Origin of the sequence: Vreelandella gomseomensis, assembly GCF_031451645.1 — a bacterium.
Classification (GTDB): domain Bacteria; phylum Pseudomonadota; class Gammaproteobacteria; order Pseudomonadales; family Halomonadaceae; genus Vreelandella; species Vreelandella gomseomensis.
In genome coordinates, this window is the sequence record NZ_JARWAI010000010.1 from 23,542 (window position 1) to 43,750 (window position 20,209).

At 61.6% G+C, this 20,209-nt stretch carries 18 protein-coding genes; 8 read left to right on the forward strand and 10 right to left on the reverse strand.

The genetic code is table 11. From position 1 onward, the window contains the following. Positions 1–9 precede the first annotated feature (9 nt). Positions 10–303: a nucleotidyltransferase domain-containing protein gene (locus tag QC815_RS13365; RefSeq protein WP_230447369.1), complete on the reverse strand. Its 294-nt coding sequence runs from the start codon at positions 301–303 to the stop codon at positions 10–12. A 120-nt stretch (positions 304–423) separates the two neighbouring features. Between QC815_RS13365 and pncB the strand changes: the two genes are divergently transcribed. Beyond that, positions 424–1,605: a nicotinate phosphoribosyltransferase gene (gene pncB / locus QC815_RS13370; protein ID WP_310540286.1), complete on the forward strand. Its 1,182-nt coding sequence runs from the start codon at positions 424–426 to the stop codon at positions 1,603–1,605. 81 nt (positions 1,606–1,686) lie between these two features. Here the strand turns inward: pncB and recC are convergent, their stop codons facing one another. Then, entirely contained in the window at positions 1,687–5,271 is a 3,585-nt protein-coding gene (recC, locus tag QC815_RS13375) for an exodeoxyribonuclease V subunit gamma (RefSeq protein ID WP_310540288.1), read from the reverse strand. Between the two features lie 180 nt (positions 5,272–5,451). Here recC and QC815_RS13380 point away from each other — a divergent pair, with 180 nt between their 5' ends. Further along, a complete protein-coding gene (locus QC815_RS13380) occupies positions 5,452–5,739 on the forward strand; it encodes a helix-turn-helix domain-containing protein (protein ID WP_074397082.1) in 288 nt (95 codons plus the stop codon). An 83-nt stretch (positions 5,740–5,822) separates the two neighbouring features. Here the strand turns inward: QC815_RS13380 and QC815_RS13385 are convergent, their stop codons facing one another. Further along, the gene (locus QC815_RS13385; protein ID WP_074397081.1) at positions 5,823–6,137 is read right to left on the reverse strand and encodes an addiction module antidote protein; all 315 of its coding nucleotides are present in this window, start codon (positions 6,135–6,137) and stop codon (positions 5,823–5,825) included. A 231-nt stretch (positions 6,138–6,368) separates the two neighbouring features. On the opposite strand from QC815_RS13385, the gene ilvD reads away from it, so the two are divergent. After that, a complete protein-coding gene (gene ilvD, locus QC815_RS13390) occupies positions 6,369–8,054 on the forward strand; it encodes a dihydroxy-acid dehydratase (protein ID WP_310540292.1) in 1,686 nt (561 codons plus the stop codon). A gap of 85 nt (positions 8,055–8,139) precedes the next feature. Next, on the forward strand, positions 8,140–9,336 hold the full coding sequence (chrA, locus tag QC815_RS13395; RefSeq protein WP_230447373.1) for a chromate efflux transporter: 1,197 nt from the start codon (positions 8,140–8,142) through the stop codon (positions 9,334–9,336). A gap of 96 nt (positions 9,337–9,432) precedes the next feature. Here the strand turns inward: chrA and QC815_RS13400 are convergent, their stop codons facing one another. Continuing rightward, positions 9,433–9,705: an XRE family transcriptional regulator gene (locus QC815_RS13400; protein ID WP_230447374.1), complete on the reverse strand. Its 273-nt coding sequence runs from the start codon at positions 9,703–9,705 to the stop codon at positions 9,433–9,435. A 211-nt stretch (positions 9,706–9,916) separates the two neighbouring features. Here QC815_RS13400 and purE point away from each other — a divergent pair, with 211 nt between their 5' ends. From purE to QC815_RS13420, 4 genes are all read left to right on the forward strand, one after another. Continuing rightward, a complete protein-coding gene (gene purE / locus QC815_RS13405) occupies positions 9,917–10,432 on the forward strand; it encodes a 5-(carboxyamino)imidazole ribonucleotide mutase (protein WP_230447375.1) in 516 nt (171 codons plus the stop codon). 12 nt (positions 10,433–10,444) lie between these two features. Continuing rightward, positions 10,445–11,584: a 5-(carboxyamino)imidazole ribonucleotide synthase gene (locus QC815_RS13410; protein ID WP_230447376.1), complete on the forward strand. Its 1,140-nt coding sequence runs from the start codon at positions 10,445–10,447 to the stop codon at positions 11,582–11,584. 155 nt (positions 11,585–11,739) lie between these two features. Continuing rightward, a complete protein-coding gene (locus QC815_RS13415; RefSeq protein ID WP_230447377.1) occupies positions 11,740–13,350 on the forward strand; it encodes a sensor domain-containing diguanylate cyclase in 1,611 nt (536 codons plus the stop codon). 62 nt (positions 13,351–13,412) lie between these two features. After that, on the forward strand, positions 13,413–14,660 hold the full coding sequence (locus QC815_RS13420) for a diguanylate cyclase domain-containing protein (RefSeq protein WP_310540295.1): 1,248 nt from the start codon (positions 13,413–13,415) through the stop codon (positions 14,658–14,660). Here QC815_RS13420 and QC815_RS13425 read toward each other — a convergent pair. From QC815_RS13425 to QC815_RS13450, 6 genes are all read right to left on the reverse strand, one after another. Continuing rightward, on the reverse strand, positions 14,641–15,429 hold the full coding sequence (locus QC815_RS13425) for a TraX family protein (RefSeq protein WP_230447378.1): 789 nt from the start codon (positions 15,427–15,429) through the stop codon (positions 14,641–14,643). The genes QC815_RS13420 and QC815_RS13425 overlap by 20 nt on opposite strands. Positions 15,430–15,629: 200 nt before the next feature. After that, on the reverse strand, positions 15,630–16,397 hold the full coding sequence (locus QC815_RS13430; RefSeq protein ID WP_230447379.1) for a transporter substrate-binding domain-containing protein: 768 nt from the start codon (positions 16,395–16,397) through the stop codon (positions 15,630–15,632). A gap of 109 nt (positions 16,398–16,506) precedes the next feature. Further along, on the reverse strand, positions 16,507–17,238 hold the full coding sequence (locus tag QC815_RS13435; RefSeq protein WP_230447380.1) for an ABC transporter permease: 732 nt from the start codon (positions 17,236–17,238) through the stop codon (positions 16,507–16,509). Continuing rightward, positions 17,238–17,942 carry an ABC transporter permease gene (locus tag QC815_RS13440; protein ID WP_230447381.1) on the reverse strand — a complete coding sequence of 235 codons (705 nt, stop codon included), beginning with the start codon at positions 17,940–17,942 and terminating at the stop codon, positions 17,238–17,240. The genes QC815_RS13435 and QC815_RS13440 overlap by 1 nt, the downstream gene beginning before the upstream one ends. A 15-nt stretch (positions 17,943–17,957) precedes the next feature. Further along, on the reverse strand, positions 17,958–18,728 hold the full coding sequence (locus tag QC815_RS13445; protein ID WP_310540299.1) for an ABC transporter ATP-binding protein: 771 nt from the start codon (positions 18,726–18,728) through the stop codon (positions 17,958–17,960). A gap of 187 nt (positions 18,729–18,915) precedes the next feature. Then, on the reverse strand, positions 18,916–19,905 hold the full coding sequence (locus QC815_RS13450; protein WP_230447383.1) for a succinylglutamate desuccinylase: 990 nt from the start codon (positions 19,903–19,905) through the stop codon (positions 18,916–18,918). Positions 19,906–20,209 lie beyond the last annotated feature (304 nt).

Sequence of the window (20,209 nt, forward strand, 5' to 3'; positions counted from 1 at the left end):
CGTATCCTTCTAATCAATCGGGAGCGCTTCGGCCAGGACGCTTGCCTGGGTGGGGCTTGGCTTGTCCGTCGATACGTAGGTGACGATGTCCACCGGCAGCTTGAGGTATTTTTCGAGCACCTGCTTGAGTGCAGCACAGGACTGCGGCGGTATCGCTGTCCGGGAAATCAGCAGTAGCTCAACGCTGCCGCCTCGCTCGGCATCATCTAGCCTTGAGCCAAACACACGGGTTTCCACATCATCACCGATAAACTCGCTCACGCCAGACAGAATGATGGTGCGATGTGTTTGGGTAATACGCATGAAGCTAGCCTCCTTAACTGTATGACAGCCCCGCCACCTGATAATCTTGTTGCCGAGCCATTGGGGTGCATTCTAGTTTACGCTACCGGCGGCTTCGGTTCATTCTAACGACGGGATCTCATGCTGACATCGCTGCTGGATAACGACTTTTACAAGATCACGATGCAGAACGCCGTGATCAAGCGCTTTCCCTATGCCCATGCCCGCTATGCCTTTATCAACCGTGGCGAGCACGCGTTTCCCGAAGGCTTCGGCGCCACGCTGCGCCAGGAAGTGGACAAGATGGCGACGTTGCGGTTGAGCGATGCAGAGAAGCGTTATCTCGAAATCACCTGCCCTTATCTCGACCCTACCTATCTCGACTTTCTCGCCGGGTTTCACTACAACCCCAGCGAGGTGAGTATCGAGCAGCAAGGGAGTGATCTTTCGGTGATTATCGAAGGGCCCTGGTACCGCACCATTCTCTGGGAAGTGCCGTTGATGGCGTTGATCAGCGAGCTCTGGTATCGCATGCGCGGGGTGACGATCACGCCCGAGACCGATGCGATGGTCGAGCAGCGCGCCCAGGAGAAGATCGAGCTCTACCGGCGGCTGGGGCTGAAGATCGCCGAGTTCGGCACCCGCCGGCGTTTTTCCTTTGAGGTTCACGACCGGGTGGTGGGGGCGCTTGGTAACTATGGTGGCGAGGCCTTCAGCGGCACCAGCAATGTGCTGTTGGCCATGCGTCACGACGTCAAGCCGATCGGCACCCACGCCCACGAGTGGTTCATGTTTCACGGAGCGCGCTTCGGCTTCAAGATGGCCAATAGCCTTGCCCTTGAGCATTGGGTGGATGTGTACCGTGGGGATCTGGGTATTGCCTTAACGGATACCTTCACCACGCGGGCCTTTTACGACAGCTTCGATAAGAAATTCGCCAAGCTGTTTGACGGCGTGCGCCACGACAGTGGCGACCCGATCGATTTTGCCTCACAGACCATTGCCCACTATGAGCGCCTGGGGATTAACCCGCTGAGCAAGACGATTATCTTTTCCGATGCGTTAACGCCCGAGAAGGTCGAGCGCATTCACGCTTTTTGTAAGGATCGCATTGGGATGGCATTCGGCATCGGCACCAACTTCACCAATGACGTGGGTGTTGAGCCGATGAACATGGTGATCAAGATGGTCGAGGCGCGCCCGGAAGGGCAGGGCTGGCTGCCGGTGATCAAGCTTTCCGACGTGGCGGAAAAGAACACCGGCGACCCGGAGATGATCTCGCTGGCGAGGCGGATATTGTCGCTTAATGGGAAGCGTGATTAGCGCCTGCTCGAGGAGTTTTCCAGCGCCCTGCGCCAGATCGTGGCCTTTGAGTTGGAAACGCTGGAACCCGGTGCGGATTAGTCATCCCTTTACCGATTTGTGTAGAGGGGCATAGAGCGCCTCGGTCAGCGCGGCGAAGCTGTGTGCCTGTTCGCGGTGGTCATTGAACAGCCGCTCGAAGCGGGGCCACTGGTGGGCCAGGTACTCGCTTTGGGCGACTTCGCCGGTCTGGAAGCGGCCGCCGTCATAGGCGCCTTCGGCGGCGGCGTAGGCGTCGCTTTCCCGGCCTTTTTCTTCAGCGATCTCCGGCGTGCCTAGCTTGGTCAGCCAGGCAAACGCCGCCTGGGGGGCTAGCGGTAGCGGGGCTTGAAGGCCTGCTTGCCAGGCGGTCATCTGGGTGTCCAGGTGGGCGCGGGCGGTGTCGGCGGCGATGGGTTCCAGCGTGATGTTGCCTGCCTTGGAAAGTAGCTGGGTGGTCATCGGGCCGCTGAGGTTGCCCGCCAGGTGCGCCACCCAGGGGCGCAGCAGGTGGGTCCAGCGGTACTGACCGCGCCCGCTGCCCTGGCTGATCAGGCTGCTGCTGAGGAGTAACAACCGGCAGCGCTCGCCGGCCTCGTTCTGGCGCAGTTCGTTCAGCCAGTCTTCCAGCACGATGCCGTCGGCACTTTCTACGCGAACCGGCTCCGGCGCGGGTAAGGCAATGGGCCACTGGTCCAGGGCTTCCTGATAGGCGCTGAACAGGTCGTCCATGGGTTCGGCCAGCGACTCGCGCATGCGCTCCCCAAAGGCCCCCATGGCGAGCACGCCCTGGCGCTGGAAGCGTTCCAACTGGGCGTCGAGGGCTTCCAGGCGTGGCTCGCCGTTGTCCACCGCGTGGCGCTGGGCGGCGATGAGCCGGTCCTGCAGCTGCCAGTTCTGCAGGCCGTCCAGGGCGAAGGGTTCGGCGTCCAGCTCGGCGATGGCTTCCTGCTCGAAATACACCCCTAGCCGAGTATTGAAGAAGCTGCGCACCGGTTCGCGCAGAAAGCCGCCCAGTTGGCCGAGGGACAGGCTGGCGGGGGCGTTTTCCGGCGGGGGGAGCTTTTCGGGCTGAGACCGTGGCGCTCTGGGGGATTGATCGTCGCGCCATTCATGGACCCCACGCCACTCATGGATATAGGTGAATAGCTGGGCGGACTCGGTGCTGTCTTCGAAATAGCGGCGGCTGAATGGCTGCAGCGGGTGCTCGGTGGTCAGGGGATCCAGCAGCGGCACGCCGTTTTCAAAGTGCCAACCGGCGGCCAGGTGGTCGCGCAGCTGGCCGACCAGCACCGAGGGCGGAAGCGGCGTGTTGTCGATCTGGCTGCGGCCGACCCAACTGATGTAGAGCTGGTCGCGGGCGGAGAGCAGCGCTTCGAGAAACAGGTAGCGGTCGTCTTCCCGGCGGGAGCGGTCGCCGGGGCGGTAGTCGCTGCCCATCAGGTCGAAGTCCAGCGGCGGCTGGGAGCGGGGGTATTCGCCGTCGTTCATACCCAGCAGGCACACCCGCTTGAAGGGGATGGCGCGCATGGGCATCAGGGTGGCGAAGTTGACCGCCCCGGCCAAGAAGCGCTGGGAAAGGCTGTGCTCATCGATCTGCGCGAGCCAGTGTTCGCGCACCATGGAAAGCGGCAGCGGATCCTCCAACTGGGCTTCGCGGCTGCTTTCGAGGATTTGCTGCAGGCCGTTTTCCAGCTTGGTGAGCATCACGCTTTCCTGGGCGTCGTCGGTCAGGAAGAAGGTTTCCAGCAGGGTGCGCAGCCGTTCTACCCAGCTGGCGGCATCGGTGGGCTGGCGGAAGGTCTCCCAGGTGGCTTCGAGTTTTTCCAGCAGCGTCGCCAACGGCCCGGCAAGGCCCGCTTCCAGCCCGCCGATATCGTCGAACGGCTCGATGCCCTGCCAGGCGTCGCCGTCGCCCACGGTGTAACCCAGCAAGAGGCGGCGCAGGCCAAAGGCCCAGGTGTTCTGGCTGAGCCCGCCGGGCAACTCCAGGGTTTGACGCTGCTTGGCGTTGAGCCCCCAGCGAATCCCCGCGCCTTCCATCCAGCGCTCGAGCACCGGCAGGTCGCGCTCTTCCAGCCCGAAGCGCTGGCGCAGGGCGGGGACGTCGAGCAGGTCCAGCAGGTCGCTGACGGACAGGCGCAGCTCCGGCAGGCGCAGCAGCTTTTCCAGGGCGATCATCATCGGCAGGCGGTGGCGGCTGGCCTGGTCGGAAAGCGTGTAGGGAATGAAGCGCGGGTCGTCGCTTTGAAGCTGGCCGAATACTGCGTCGATGTGCGGCGCGTAGCGGTCGATATCCGGCACCATGACGATGATATCTCGCGGGCGCAGCTCGGGGTCGGCGCTGAAGACGGCCAGCAGCTGGTCGTGGAGAATCTCGACTTCCCGCTGGGGGCCGTGGGCGATATGAAACACCAGGGAGTCATCCGCCGGGTCGAGGGCGGGCCAGTGGGTTTGGGTTTCCGCTACCGGGCGCAGCTCGCGGATATCGTCCTGCAATTGGCTGAGCAGGCAGCCGCGTTCGCCGGAAAACGGCTCGAACATGTCGATGCGCAGCGCCTGCTGCTCGAACAGGGTCTGGTAGTCGCCGGTGTCGTCGTGCTCATCCAGCAGGCGCAGGTAGTCGCGGCCCTGTTTGCCCCAGGCGGCGAGCAGCGGCTGGGCGTGAAGGTGCAGGGCATCGTCAGCGTCACCGGTGCCCAGTACGTCCAGCGCTTCGGGCATGCCGGTCTTGCGCCGCTGGCGGTAGCGGCTGGCGCGGAGCAGGTCCTTGTGCTCGATGATATCCGCCCAGTAGTACTGGCAGGGGTTGTGCACGCAGAGCACCACCTGGCAGCAGCGTGAGAGCGCTGCCAGGGCTTCCAGGGTTTGCTGGGGCAGCGACGAGATGCCGAAAATGATCAGCCGCCGGGGCAGGCCCGGCGGGCAGGCCTGGCCCTCAAGCTGTTCGGTGGCCTTCAAAAACCGCCGATGCACCTGGGCGCGGCTGCTGTCGAGGCCCGCAGCGCCCTGGGTGGCGGCCACGTCTTCGCGCAGGATGCGCCACAGGGCGGGCTGCCAGCGCTGGTGGTCTTCCAGCGGGCGGGCCTCGCCGCGAGCGGTGATCAGCACGTCCTCGCCGTTGGCCCAGGCGTCCAGCCAGTCGGCACGATACACTTGGTACTGATCGAAGAGGTCAGCCAGCCGCTCGGCCAGCTGGTAGTGCTTGCGCTGGTCGCGGTCGACTTCCAGGAACTGCGCCAGCGGCGCGAACACTTCCTGCTCGGCCAGGGTGGGCAGCAGGCGGAGTAGCCGCCAGACCAGCCGGGATTTGTCGAACGGCGAGGTTTCCGGCACGGCGTCTTCGTTGTGCGATACGTGAGTCAGCACCGTGCGGTAGGCCTGCCACAGAAACCGCGCGGGCAGCATCACGTCCAGCGCCGCCGCAATCCCCGCGCCGCCGTTTTCCGGGTCTTCCGCCAGCGCCAATTTCAGCCACTGCCCGATACCGTTGCTCTGCACCAGGATGGTTTCATTCTCCAGCGGCGAGAGCGGGTGCAGGCGCATCCATTCCACCGCCAATCCGCGCAAATCTTCCAGGCGGTTGCCATGCACCACCATGAAACCTGGCGTTAGCGATGTTGGCGAAAGCAGCGAATTGGCGGGCATGCGCAAGGTTCCTTCACGGCGGTGGTGGTGGCTAAGGGTATGGTGCCATAAGTTAACGTCTTGCGGGATGCGTATTGGAAAGAGGAACTTTTACGACAAATGAGTTATCATAAAAGATAACCTTCAGGGAGCTGGGTAATGTAAATAGGCTCGTATACGCCAACGTGAGGTACAACGGTCATGAGCTTACAAGCACTAAAGGATAGGGCGCTCCAAAATCCCGAGGTCAAAGCGGAATACGAGCGCTTGGCACCTGAGTTTGAATTGGCCAACACGCTGATCACCATGCGACAGCAAGCAGGCCTGACTCAAGACGAATTGGCAAAGCGTCTGCATACCCAAAAAAGTAATATTAGTCGGCTAGAGCGTGGTGACAGTAACCCCGGTTGGAAAACGCTTCAGCGTTATGCGAAAGCCTGCGGGTTTGAGTTATCAGTGCAGGCTCAGAGGCATAACACGGCCGTCTAGGAAACTAGTGAAATGAGATGTCCGCGGGAGCATAGCGTTCCGTCGCAATAAGTTAACATCTTGCGGGATGCGCGGTAAGCGCGTTAGCTATGTGCTTTCGGCCGTGAAAGCGGTTCGATGGACAGGCGCAACCCTAGGGAGTTGGCGACTTTGCTGATGGTTGAAAATGCCGGATTGCCTTCCCCAGACAGGGCTTTGTAGAGTCCTTCGCGGCTCATGCCCACGTCCTTGGCAAGTTGACTCATGTTGCGCGCACGGGCGATATCACCGAGTGCGGCTGCGAGAAGTGCTGGATCATTTTCTTCCATTACTGCGTCAAGATAAGCCGCAATATCTTCCTCAGTTTGAAGGTAATCGGCAGTATCGTAGTGGCTGAAAGTGACGTTAGAAACGGTCATAGAATTACTCCTTCCATTGCGCGGCAATGGCTTTGGCCTGTTCGATGTCGCGGGACTGGCTGATAGCTATAGTTGGCAGTGCTGAAAGTGTCAACTTTGGTTTACACTTGATGATAAGAAAAAGCAATAATCAGCATACTGTTAAGGCGCTTTAAATGAACATCTTGCGGGATGCGCGATATATCGCCAAGCTATGCCGATACCGTGAACAATGCTGAGAGATATTTCCCCATGACTGAGTCATCACAAAATTCCCGCCGTCATTCTTCCGCAGTGGTCGATGGTCCAGGCAAAGCCGCCAGCCGCGCCATGCTGCGCGCCGTGGGTTTTAACGATGAGGATTTCAAAAAGCCCCAGGTGGGCGTTGCCTCGACCTGGAGCATGGTGACGCCCTGCAACAGCCACATTGGCGAGCTGGCTGAACATGCCCGCGACGGCGCAGACGCGGCGGGTGGCAAGGGTGTGATCTTTAACACCATCACCATTTCCGATGGCATCGCCAACGGTACCGAGGGCATGAAGTACTCGCTGGTGTCCCGCGAGGTGATCGCCGATTCCATCGAGACCGTGGCGGGCTGCGAAGGGTTTGATGGCCTGGTGGCGATTGGCGGCTGCGACAAGAACATGCCCGGCTGTGTGATGGGTCTGGCGCGGCTCAATCGCCCCAGCGTGTTTGTCTATGGCGGCACCATCATGCCCGGCGAGGGGCATACCGATATCGTGTCGGTCTTCGAGGCCATGGGCGCGCACTCACGCGGCGATATCGACCTGATCGAACTCAAGAACATCGAGGAAACGGCGATTCCCGGCCCGGGTTCCTGCGGCGGCATGTACACCGCCAACACCATGGCCTCGGCGATTGAAGCCCTGGGCATGAGCCTGCCAGGCAGCTCGGCGCAGAACGCCATTTCCCGCGACAAGCGCGAGGACTGTGAGGCGGCGGGCGAAGCCGTGCTGGCGCTACTGGCCAACGATATCAAGCCTTCCGACATCATGACCCGCGAGGCGTTTGAAAACGCCGTGACCGTGGTCATTGCGCTGGGGGGATCGACCAACGCCGTCCTTCACCTGGTGGCCATGGCGCGCACCATTGGCGTCGAACTGTCGCTCAAGGACTTCACCGAGATCGGCAAGCGCGTGCCGGTCGTGGCTGACCTGCGCCCCAGCGGCCACTACATGATGAGCGAGCTGGTGGCGATTGGCGGTATTCAGCCGCTGATGAAGATCCTGCTCGACGCAGGCCTGCTGCACGGTGACTGCCTGACGGTCACCGGCAAGACGTTGGCGGAAAACCTCGCCGACGTTGAGCCGTACCCGCTGGACCAGAAAATTATCGCGCCGCTGGGTAACCCACTTAAGGCCGAAAGCCATCTGCGTATTCTCCATGGCAACCTGGCGCCGGAAGGGGCGGTGGCTAAGATTACCGGCAAGGAAGGCACGCGGTTCAGCGGTTCGGCACGGGTGTTTGGCTCTGAGGAAGAAGCCCAGGCGCGCATCAATGACGGCACCGTCGTGGCCGGGGACGTGATAGTGATTCGCTACGAAGGCCCCAAGGGCGGCCCCGGCATGCGCGAAATGCTCACGCCTACGTCGGCCATCATGGGCCGTGGGCTGGGCAGCGACGTGGCGCTGATTACCGATGGCCGTTTCTCCGGCGGCAGCCACGGCTTTGTCGTTGGCCATGTGTCCCCCGAGGCGTTCGAGGGCGGCCCCCTGGCGCTGGTCGAAGACGGCGACACCATCACCATCGACGCGGTGGCCGACACCATTGAAGTGGCGGTTTCCGACGACGAGCTGATTCGCCGCCGTGCCGCCTGGCGCCAGCCGACACCGCGTTACCGCCGTGGCGTGCTGGCCAAGTATGCGCGGTTGGTCAGCTCCGCGAGCACTGGCGCGGTCACCGACAACGAAGAGTAAACGACAGTCAAGCGGAACGTTGTCATGTGTATGTCAAACGCCAGGGATAACCTGGCGTTTTTATTGGCGTAAAGGAATCGTTTCAATGGCGACGCAAGCGAACTCCAAGACGTCACGGGTCAGCGAAGTTTTCAAGGCGTTTCTGCTGCTCGGGCTCACCTCCTTTGGGGGGCCGGTGGCGCATCTGGGTTACTTCCGCAGCGAGTTTGTTGCGCGCCGGAAGTGGCTGACGGAAAGCGCCTACGCGGATATGGTGGCGCTGTGTCAGTTTCTACCTGGCCCGGCCAGCAGCCAGGTGGGCTTTGCCCTGGGGCTGATGCGGGCGGGCCCCTGGGGCGCGGTCATGGCCTGGCTGGCGTTTACCCTGCCGTCGGCCATTGTGCTGGTGCTGTTCGCCTTTGGCGCTGCGGTGCTTGAGGGGCCGATTGCCAGTGGTATTATTCATGGCTTGAAGGTCGTCGCCGTGGCCATTGTTGCCCATGCGGTGTGGGGCATGGCACGTAATCTCTGCCCGGACCGTACCCGCGCGGGTATCGCCCTGGCCGCCGTCTTTGCCGTTGTGGCGGTGAGCGGGCCGCTGGGGCAGGTAAGTGCCATTGTGCTGGGTGGCGTCGCCGGGCTGTTGCTATGCCGGGGCGTGGCCGCGGCCGCTGAAAGTGATCCACTGCATTTCCCGGTGTCGCGCCTGGTCGGCATCATCGCCCTCGTGCTGTTCGGCGGGCTGCTGGTGTTACTGCCCCTGTTGGCCGGCATGGCGATCTGGCTGGATATCACCGATGCCTTTTACCGTTCAGGCGCGCTGGTGTTCGGCGGTGGTCACGTGGTGTTGCCGCTGCTTGAAGCCGAGGTGGTGCAGTCGGGCTGGGTTTCCGCCGACGAATTTTTGACCGGCTACGGGGCGGCTCAGGCGATCCCCGGGCCGCTGTTTACCTTTTCGGCCTACCTGGGCGCGCTGATACCGTCAGGCGGTAGCTTGCTGACCGCGACGCTTGCCCTGCTGGCGATTTTCCTGCCGGGGTTCTTGCTGTTGGTGGGCGTACTGCCGTTCTGGAATCACTTTCGTCAGTGGCAGTGGGCTCAGGCGCTGATGCGCGGTGCCAATGCAGCGGTAGTCGGTATTCTGGGGGCGGCGCTCTATGATCCGGTATGGACGAGTGCGATTGTTGGCGCTCCCGAGTTTGCCCTGGCGCTCACCGGCTTTCTGCTGTTGAGCGTGTGGAAGCTGCCTGCCTGGGCGGTGGTGATCGTAGTGGCGTTTGGCGGCGTGTTGATTGCGCCCTGAGGGCGTTGCATGAAGCGGGCACAAAAACGGCCGCTGCAAGGGCGGCCGATATAGCGAGAGAAAAACAGCCAATAGGAGGCGTGGAGGATCTATTCGCTATGGCGCCTCCATTTCCAGCGTGCGACGCAAAACGTGAAGTTCATCCACGTTAAGGTGCTCAAGCTTTCCAGCGAGCAGGTCGCTGACCTTCTGAACGGGTAGCCCCGCTCGGCGGGCGATTTCACGGCTTCCCATGTCTGATACCGCAATCAGCCGTGTGATGATACGCATAAGACGCGTGCGTTTTTCGAGTTCCCTGACATCGAGGTCAGGGCTGCTTCGCGGAGGATCGAGCAGATCCGCGTGGGCAGTTGAGCGTGCCGTACTCATGAGGCTCCATCTGTCTGAAGTGACATCGACACAATGCCGCCAACCGAAGGGCTTTTCAATACCTTTTTTGGCGAAAATTTCATGACGTGCAGACCCCCCCGAAAAGCCCTTGGCTCTGGTAAACTAACCGCTTAATTTTTTTGCGTGCCCCGTCGCATGGGGGCACGGTCTATCAGCGTTTTGACAAGGCCTCGGGCCGGGGAGTAGTGGCATGTCGTCGAACAGCGCACCCAAAGTGGGCGTGATCATGGGGTCAAAATCGGACTGGCCGGTCATGGAGCACGCGGTGGCGATGCTCGAGCGGCTGGGCGTTGCCTATGAAACCCGGGTGGTGTCCGCCCATCGCACGCCGGACCTGCTGTTCGACTATGCCAAGACCGCCGCCGAGCGCGGCCTGCAGGTGATCGTGGCCGGGGCCGGTGGTGCTGCCCACCTGCCGGGCATGGTGGCGTCCCAGACGCCGTTGCCGGTGCTTGGTGTGCCGGTGGAGTCCAAGGCGCTGAAGGGGCTTGATTCGCTGCTCTCGATTGCCCAGATGCCCGGTGGCATAGCGGTGGGCACCCTGGCGATCGGTAAGGCAGGCGCGACCAATGCGGGGTTGCTGGCCGCGCAGATTGTCGGATTGCACGATGCTGCGGTGCGCGACGCGGTGGAAGCATTCCGCGCCGAGCAGACCCAGGCCGTGCTGGATAACCCCGATCCGCGCCCCGATGCCCAAGCGACCTGAGGAGTACTGCTCATGAGTTCTGTCATTCCTGCTAATATCGGTGTGCTGGGCGCCGGCCAACTGGGCCGCATGCTGGCGCTTTCGGGCTATCCGCTGGGCAACCGGTTCACCTTTCTGGATACCACCGGCAGCCCCAGCGCCGGGATTGGCGAGGTGATCGTCGACCCCGATAACCAGCACTTGGCGGCCTTTCTCGACAGGGTCGAGGTGGTGACCTACGAGTTTGAACACCTGCCGGTGGCCCTGGTGCGGGAAATCGAACAGCACAAGCCAGTCTACCCGGGAAGCCGGGCCATCGAGGTATGCCAGAACCGCGTTGAGGAAAAAGCGCTGTTCGATCGCCTGGGCATCCCTACGCCGGCGTACCGCGTGGTGGAAAGCGCCGACCAGTTGGAAGCCGCCGCCCGCGAGCTGGGCTGCCCGGTGGTCGCCAAGTCGGTGACCGAAGGCTACGACGGCAAGGGCCAGGCGGTGTTGAAACAGCCCGAACAGGCGCAGGAGGCGTGGCAATCGATTGGCCATTCGCGGTTGATCGTCGAGGCCTTTGTCGATTTCGTGCGCGAGGTGTCGATGATTGCCGTGCGCGGCCGTGACGGCCAGGTGGTTTTCTACCCCATGGCGGAGAACCAGCACGTCGACGGCATCCTGCGCTATTCGGTGGCACCGCTGCCGGATCTGGACGAACGCGTTCAGCAAACCGCCGACGGCTACATCCGCGCGCTGCTCGACGAGCTGGACTACGTGGGCGTGCTGGCGCTGGAGCTGTTCCAGACCCGCGATGGTAGCCTGCTGGCCAATGAAATGGCGCCGAGGGTGCATAACTCCGGCCACTGGACCATGGACGGGGCGGTGACCAGCCAGTTCGAAAACCACCTGCGCGCCGTGCAAGGCCTGCCGCTAGGCAGCACTGAGGCCACTGCGCCGACCTGCATGGTCAACGTGATCGGCCGTGAAGGCGACAGCGCGGCGCTGCTGGCGATTGGCAATACTCATCTGCATCGCTACGACAAGGCCGAGCGTCCGGGGCGCAAGCTGGCCCACGTGAATGTGGTGGCGGAGACCCATGCCGAGCTGCTCGACAAGGTGCGCGCCTGCCAGGCATTGCTGCCCGAGGCACCGCCGGTGGCCTGGAGTTTCGAGTCAACCCTTTAAGTCTGGTAGCCGCTTTTCCAGGCGGCTTTTTTGTGCCCTATCGATCCAATAGTCAACTTAAGTCGCCAAGGATTGGAAAATCGGCTAAAAAGGATTGAGTTTATTCATGAATAAGAATGGCTTGAAAGCCAGCTTGGCAACATAAGGGACATTGTATGCCAGAGCCTTTTAGCACGGCAGTCGCGTCGGGTCTGCGCAGCCGGTTTCAACGCGAACACCACATTGCGGTGAAAAGCCTGCGCGGCGAAAAGGTACGCCTGCTCTACGACAACATGTGGGCGCCGGTACTCACCAGTATCGTGGCGGCAACGCTGCTGGTGGCGGCGCTATGGCCCGAGGTGGCGCACTGGAAGTTGATCGCATGGTGGGGCCTGCTGGTCGTGGTGTCGGGCATTCGCCTTGGCCTGGCCTATCGTTTTTATCGCCTGCCGGCGGCGCAACAGCAGCGTCATCGCTGGCTGCGTCGTTTCAGCATCGGCACCGTTGCAGCGGGGTGCGTCTGGGGGCTTGGCAGCTTCGAGCTGTTTGACGGCGACCTGCCGGGGCAGGTCGCCGCGCTGTCGATTGTCATGGCCGGGATTTCGGCGGGGGGCGTGACCACGCTTTCCGCCGTGTGGTGGGTGTCGCTCGGGTTTGTGCTGCCGATCATGCTGCCCTTGCTGCTGCAGTTCTTACTTCACGGGTCGTCGCTGTCGATACTGGTCGGCGGCATGCTGGTGCTGTTTCTGGGGCTGATGCTGGTGACCAGCCGACGCTTGAGCCGCATTATTCATGACAATATCTCGCTGCGCGTCAGCATGGCATCGCGGGAAGCCCTGCTGATGGAAAGCGAGGATCGCTATCGGTCGATCTTTCACCAGTCGCCGATGGGCGTGATGCACTTCGACGAGCACGGCACCGTGACCGACTGCAACGGCAAGCTGCTGGAAATTCTCGGCGTGGAGCGGGCGCAGCTGATCGGCTATTGCATGCTCTCGCCCAATGCCGACAGGGCGGTTGCCAGCGCCGTCAGCGACGCCCTGCGTCAGGGCACCGGCTACTACGAAGGCACCTATTGCCTGCCCAACGCTCCTGAAGGCACGCCGCTGCGGGCGTTTTTCAACGGCGTGCACAGCGCCAGCCAGCGCATGGTCGGCGGTGTGGCGATGATCGAGGACTTCACCGAGCGCAAGCGGCACGAAGCCATCATCTACCGGCAGGCCTATTACGATGCGCTCACCGACCTGCCGAACCGGCGCATGTTCATCGAGCACCTGGAAACCCTGTGCGCCGGTGACCAGCACACCAGCGGCCTGCTGCTGTTCATGGATCTGGATCGCTTCAAGCTGATCAATGATACGCTTGGCCATGCTGCCGGTGACGATCTGCTGGTGCAGGTTGCGCGCCGTCTGAGTGCCAGCCTCCAGCCCGGCGACATGGCGGCGCGGCTGAGCGGCGACGAGTTCGTGCTGCTGGCGCTCACCGAGACCAGGACGCCCGAGGCGCTCGAGGCCTGGGCCGAGGACTATATGCAGGCGCTCCAGCAGGCGCTTGCGCCTCCTTATCGTCTGGGGGCCCAGGTTGTCGAGGTGACTCCCAGCATGGGCTACGCCTGTTTTCAGTCCTGGGGCTGCGACCACGGCGACCTGCTCAAGCAGGCCGACCTCGCCATGTATCAGGCCAAGATGGAGGGTCGCGACCGGTGCCGCCGCTATCACCCCTGGATGCGGGACGAGGCTGAGAAACTGGCCGGATCCCGGACGCTGCAGGAAAATGCCGCCAAGTAAGCGGGCCGCCGAACAACCAGACGCGTTCGGACGCGACGGGCAACCTAGGGGGATATGTTTCAATGCCACAGAATGTGAGTGCGTCGACGCCGCTGGATTCGGGTAGCCCGGACGACCATGCCGATTCCGGCAGGGCCCGACGGTTGACCTGCGAAAAGGTGCATATCCTCTACAGCAACCTGTGGCAGCCCGTATACGCCGGTATCCTGGGCGCTGTCCTGCTCGTCGGTATCATGTGGGAAGCCGTCGACCACGTGGTATTGATCAGCTGGCTGGTGGCCATCATCGCCATCTCGCTTGTGCGTTTGCGACTGGCATCGCTGTTTCTCCAGGCGGAGACAGCGTCACAGGCGCGCCCGATATGGACCGTCTGGTTTGCGCTCGCCGTTCTGGTGGCGGGGTGCGTCTGGGGCTTGGCCGGTGTGCTCATGTTTACCCCCGACCGCCCTGAATACATCGCGGCGCTGGCGATTATTCTCTCGGGCGTGGCGGCCGGAAGCGTGACCATGATTTCCGCTATCTGGTGGATCGTGATTCTGTTCCTGTTGCCGATTGGCCTGCCCCTGCAGTGGATGTTCTTCACATCAGAGGTGCCGACCCACACCATGATGGGGATTGTCATGGTGGTATTCTTGAGCTTGCTGGTGCTGACCAGTCGGCGTCTGGGGCGCATCATCCACGACAATATTTCGCTGCGCGTCAGCATGGCCGACCGCGAAGCAACCATTTACCGCCAGGCTTACTATGATGCGCTGACCGACCTGCCCAACCGGCGCATGTTCATCGAGCGGCTGGAAACCTTGTGCACGGGCGACCAGCACGCCAGTGGGCTGGTGCTGTTCATGGATCTGGATCGTTTCAAGCTGATCAACGATACGCTCGGCCACGCCGCCGGTGACGACCTGCTCATTCAGGTCGCCCAGCGTTTGAGAGCCAGCCTGTACGACGGCGATATGGCGGCGCGGCTGAGCGGCGATGAATTCGTGCTGCTGGCCGTCACCGACGCCCAGACATCCGACGCCCTGGAGGCCTGGGCCGAGGCGTATATGCACTCGCTACAGCAGGCCCTTTCGCCGCCCTATCGCCTGGAAGCCCGGACTGTCGAGGTCACCCCCAGCATGGGATATACCTGTTTCCAGGCCAGCGGCTGCGATTACGGCGAGCTGTTGAAGGAAGCCGACCTCGCCATGTACCAGGCCAAGGAGGAAGGGCGTGCCCAGTGGCGCCGCTATCAGCCGTGGATGCTGGATGAAGCGCAGCGGCTGGCTCAGGTGCCTTTCAGCGATTCGGCTAGCCCAGCTGGCCGCTGATCAACAGCCACAGCGCGATCAACGCAAAATGCCCCGGATACCAGCTCAGCCACAGGCGCCTGGGCATTGTCCATTGCAGGTCGGGAATGCGCCTGGCGGCGCCCGCCGCCAGCACCAGCACCCCAATACAGGTGCCCACCGTGAATGACTTGGCCATGTCGGAGCTGTTCATCTGCCCGGCAATCCACAGGGCGGGAAACGCGGCCAGCCCCGCCCACAGCCGGTTATAAAAGTCGCCGCTGGTTTCACGCAGCGCCTGCATGGCAAACATCATCAAGGGGATCAGCAGCAAGCCGTTATGGCCGTACTCGACCCAGAATCCCAGCAGGTACCAGAGCGTCACGCCGGCCGCTGCACCGGCAAGCACCCAGCCAAAGGGCAGGTTCTGCCGCTGATACTGCTGCCAGCCAAGGCGAACGAGCGCGCCGATGGCCAGGCCGCTGGCCAGGGTAAAGCAGACATTGAGGATAAAGGCGTCGGACTCGCGGGGCATCAGCATATAGGGCAGCTGCGCAACCATGCCGATCACCAGGATACGCCGTGCGTAACGCAGAGGGTTGCGGGTATTGAACAGGCCATGCCAGGCGACCATGGCGGCAAACAGCGGGAAGGCGATGCGCCCGATGGATGATCCCGCCCAGTCAAGCTCCCAACTGACAGGCAGCACGTAGCGGGTAAGGTGATCCACCGTCATGGTGAACAGCGCGAGCCATTGACCCCAAGCCGTCCAGCGGGATGAAGGTTTGGGTAATGTCGCCGCTTGGGCCATATGACCTCCGTGTGCATGGTCGCTTGGGTGGGCGTTGCAGTAATCGCGTCTGCCTTGCTAAGGCAATGACCCGCAATCGGGAGGAGGGTTCACTCAAAGCTGCGTTGCGTAAGGGAAAAGGTAAAGTGGCAGGGGGGAGAGGCGGGGATATCGCCAGACAACCTTCCCCGGCGGGCGCCAGGGAAGGGCAGCGATGGCGCTTACTCGACGTCGAAGTAACGCGCGTAGATTTCGTCGTAGGTGCCGTTGTCACGAAGGGTTTCGAGGGCGTCGTTGAACTGCTCGGCAAGTGCTTCGTCGCGTTGGCGGAAGGCGATACCAAAGCCGTCGCCGAAGTATTCTTTCGGCTCGGTCAGCATGTCGCCGACGACGACGTAGTCGCCTTCTTCGCTATCCAGCAGCGTGGACTTGCCCACCGGGAAGTCGAGGAACAGGATGTCCAGACGCTCGGACTCCATATCCAGTACCATGTCATCGGCGGTCGCGTAGCGATTGATATCGGCCACATCGCCGTACATGTCGGTGACGTAGTTGTCCTGCAGGGTGCCCCGCTGAACGCCGATGGTCATGTCGGTCAGCGCTTCTTCGCTAATCTCGTCCAGCTCGGTGCCTTCAGGCGCAAACCAGGCGGACGGCGGGGTGATGTAGGGGTCAGAGAACAGCACCTGCTTCCGACGGTCGTCGTTGATGGTCATGGACGACATGATGGCATCGTATTTACGCGCCATCAGGCCGGGGATGATGCCGTCCCAGCCCTGTACGATCCACTCGCAGCTCACGCCAATCTCGTCACACAGGGCGTTGCCCAGGTCGATATCGAAGCCGGTGAGTTCGCCGTCAGGGGTGCGATACTCCATGGGTTCGTAGGGAACGTCAACGCCAATGCGGACTTCTTCGCCGTCCTGCGCCTGGGCGCTGGTGGCCGCGATGGCCAAGCCGAGCAGAGAAAGTGTTAGGACTTTTTTCATTGTGAGTCTCCTGAGGGATGTAATCACTGAATGGTGAGTAACATAACCGCTGTTAGCTTAGCGCCGACGCGAATGGTTTGTCGACGCACGAACCAACGTTTGTTTCACACTAGCCGTTCTGCGGTTGCAGGTGGGCCAGCAGTTTTTTCTCCAGATGGCGGAAGAAGTACAGAATGGCAAAGGTCAGGCACAGGTAAATGGCCGCGACGAACAGGAACGCCTCGAAGGGCGCGTAATAGCGGGCATACACAAAGCGGGCCGCGCCGGTCAGGTCCATGATGGTCACCACGCTTGCGATGGCGCTGGCGTGAAGCATGAAGATCACTTCATTGCCGTAGGCGGGCAGGGCGCGACGGAAGGCGCTGGGAATGATGATCCGCCGCATGGTCAGCCCGGGGGACATGCCATACGCCCGTGCCGCTTCGATTTCACCTTTCGAGGTCGACTTGATGGCACCGCGGAAAATCTCGGTGGTATAGGCTGCCGTGTTCAGGGTGAAGGCAATCAGCGCGGGAACGAACGGGTCTTCGAGAATGATCCACAGCCACGATTCCTGAATGCCGTCGACGAACACCACGCCGTAGTAAATCAGGTAGAGCTGGATGAGCAGCGGGGTGCCACGAAAGACATAGGTGTAGGCGAAAATGGGCCATTTGATCCAGCCATGCCGCGAGCCTCGACCGATGGCCAGCGGCACGGCGGCGACCAGACCGATGACCAGCGAGAGGAACACCAGCTGGACGGTGGTCGTCAGACCTTCGCCGTAGTGCGACAGCGTCTGCAGGGTAAAAATACTGTTGTCGGCGAGCTGAGCCTCGAGCCAGGATAAAAGTGCTTCCATCAGTCTGCCTCCCCATAGCCCAGGCTATAGCGCTTTTGAAGGTAGGCGAAAAACCACTCTGACACGCTGGCAATGAGCAGATAGATCACCGCCACGACCATCATGAACAGGAAGGGCTCACGGGTGGCCTTGGAGGCCTCGGCGGCCACGCGCACCATGTCGGAAAGCCCGATGACCGAGACCAGCGCTGTGGTCTTGAGCAGCACCATCCAGTTGTTCGACAGGCCCGGCAGGGCGTGGCGCATCATCTGGGGAAAGCGGATGCGGCGAAATACCAGCGAGTTGCTCATGCCGTAGGCCTTGCCCGCCTCGATCTGGCCGTGATCCACCGCCATGAAGGCGCCGCGGAAGGTTTCGCCCATGTAGGCGCCGAAGATCAGTCCGATGGTCACCACGCCGGCCACGAACTCGTTGATATTGATGAAAATATCGATATCAAACTGATAGTAGAGCCAGTCGGTGATCATGTTGACGCCGATCTGTCCGCCGAAGAACAGCAGCATCATCAGAACCAGGTCGGGCACGCCACGGATAACGGTGGTATACAGCGTAGCCGTGCGGTGGGCTATCCAGCTGCGCGACATCTTGGCGACGGCAGTCACCAACCCCAGCACAATGGCGAGCAGCAGCGATAACAGCGCTAGCTGAACCGTTACGCCGGCGCCTTCCAGCAGGCGCGGGCCATAACCATGAAGATCAAGCATAGTGAGCCTCGCGAATCAGTATTTAGGCGCCAGGAATTGCTTCAGGCGCGGAGATTGAGGATTGCCGATCAGCTCTTCAGGTGGCCCCGCTTCTTCCACCATGCCTTCGTGGAGGTAAATCACCTGGCTCGAGACGTCCCGGGCAAAGCTCATCTCGTGGGTGACGACCACCATGGTGCGGCCTTCTTCGGCCAGGCCGTGCATCACCTTGAGGACGTCGCCTACCAGCTCGGGGTCGAGCGCCGAGGTCGGTTCGTCGAACAGCATGACCTCGGGATCCATGGCCAGTGCCCGGGCAATCGCGCCGCGTTGCTGCTGGCCGCCGGACATCTGCGCCGGGTAGGCATCGGCGCGGGCGGTCAACCCGACTCTGTCGAGCAGTGCATGGGCGTGCTCGATGGCCTCTTTCCTGGGCTTGCCCAGCACATGGATAGGCGCTTCGATGATGTTTTCGAGCAGCGTCATGTGCGCCCACAGGTTGAAGCTTTGAAACACCATCGACAGCTTGGCACGCATCTGCACGACCTGCTTCCAGTCGGCGGGCTCGCGGCCATGACGGGTCTGCTTGAAGCGGATTTCTTCGCCGTGCACGAAGAGGTCGCCTTCGTCCGGCTGCTCGAGGAGGTTCATGCAGCGCAGGAAGGTGCTTTTGCCTGACCCCGAGGCCCCAATGAGGGTAATCACATCGCCTTTATGGGCCTGCAGGGAGAGCCCTTTGAGCACTTCCGTATCGCCAAAGCGTTTTTTTATATGTCGCACTTCAAGAGGAATGGGCGTAGCGGCCATGTCATTGGCTCCAATACTGAGTTGCCGCAGCAACAGTGAGTGTTGAGGGCGGCTGGCGCGAAAAAAGGGGCGATTCTATCAGGCTAAACGGCGGGTGCACGCTTTCCTGATGTTTTTATGGCTCGACGTTGGTCGTAGTGAACGCCTAGCGGGTGATCATCGCCACTGCATTGTTATTGTCAAACGTTCATTCTGCGGGTGGCGCGCAGGGGGCCACCAGTAGCGCGGCACGCGCGCCTGTTTCAACGTTGGCGTTGGGAAACACCACGTGGAGCGGGGTGTCGCCCACCCTGAATTCTCCACTGACGTCGTCCTTGGCCAGGCAGGTGCCGGGCGCAAAGCGGGTAAAGTTGGGCGTGTCATCGGCAAAGCATAGCGTGAATGCGTCGCCGTGACGCATCAGTTCGTGCTGTACGCGGAAATAGGGAACCGATGCCGTTGCCCCAGCTTCCGGAGGCATACCTTCGCCGAGGCGGCTAATCAGTGCCAGCATCGGCTGCAGCGCTGCCATGTCGTTTTCCCCGAAGGGCGCCACGCGGCCGAGCTCGAAAGTAAAGGACTGAGCGCCGTGGTAGTGCTTGCTGTAGTGGGAAAACGTCCAGCTATGCTGGTGCTGATGCAACACGGCTTGCATGTCAGCGGCCGCAAGCCATCGCCACTGTTCGCTGTGTGTGTCGCTATCCGCATAGGGCTCTACGACGAAACGCGGGAATAGACTGGCGCGAATGGCCGTGTGCAGATCGTAATGCAGTCTGGGGAGCTCGGCGTAGTCGTCGAAAAAGCGATCCACCTCGGCCATCAACTCGCGGGCGCGATCCGGTTCGTCACCGCTGGCAGAGAGCCCGCGCTCAAAGAGCCGATTGAGGTTGGTGTGGACAAAGCGCTGCTGGGCCTTGAGGGCGGGAATATTGCCAAGAATCACCAGCACCGGCGCACCGAGCGTTAGCGTTCCGGCTTCCAGTGCGCTCAGCAGACGACCTATCAGCTCGACGGGGGCGGTTTCGTTGCCGTGGATGGCGGCTGAAAAGATACAGGCGTGAGCGTCAGGGCGTTGACGATGCGGCGTCAGGCGAAGAACACCAGGGGCACTGATTGCAAAGCGACCGCTGGCAAAGGTGCCTTGCCGGGAAGTATCGCGCTGCTCGTCGAGCGTGCAGTCCAGCCACTCGCCTAGCATGTGGGCACCCTATGGCGGGTAGCAGCGCCAGAAAGAGAAAGTCGCCTGGTAACTTTGTGTTGTGTCATTGGCAGTGCAACAAGCTGATAAACGTGGCCCACCTTTACCATCTTCGGCGCAACCGACAACCCTCGGCGTCGTTCGCATGAAAAAGCGCGGTGGGATCGTGAAAGATCGGCATCTCAAACAACTGGGGTGCAAGCCGCCGAGCGTCGATGAAATCGATGCTGGTGGTCGAAAACATTCGCTTTTATCTGCACCCCGCTGCGTTAAGGTTGAGGTGTCTATCTAAACGGCGTAAATC